The following is a 416-nucleotide window of genomic DNA, read 5'->3' on the forward strand; positions in this document are numbered from 1 at the left end:
GGTTCTGTTGCAAAGTTTTCTAAACTAAGCTACACTTTCGAAAAAGAAAACGAGGAGAATCACAGATGGGATATTTTAAAGGGAAACAGTTCAAGAAGGATATTATTTTAATAGCCGTTGGCTACTATTGTCGTTTTTCTTTAAGTTATCGCGATGTGTCTGAAATTCTCAAAGAACGTGGTATTTCTATTCATCCAACAACTATCATGCGCTGGGTTCATGAATATGGAAATCTTATCTATCACATTTGGAAAAAGAAAAACAAAAACACATTGTTATCTTGGCGTTTGGATGAAACCTATATCAAGGTGAAAGGGAAATGGTGTTATTTATATCGAGCAATTGATAAAGAGGGACAAACCCTTGATATTCAACTTCGTCAAAAACGGGACACACAAGCAGCATATGCTTTTATG

General features: G+C 35.1%; 1 protein-coding gene. It reads left to right on the forward strand.

Annotated elements, in window-relative coordinates:
• Nucleotides 1–65 precede the first annotated feature (65 nt).
• Nucleotides 66–416 (forward strand): IS6 family transposase (locus LOK41_RS28620; RefSeq protein ID WP_241819463.1); only part of this gene is annotated, 351 nt, incomplete at its 3' end.

The sequence above is a fragment of the Bacillus sp. TL12 genome (assembly GCF_022625245.1).
Taxonomy (GTDB): Bacteria; Bacillota; Bacilli; order Bacillales; family Bacillaceae_G; genus Bacillus_A.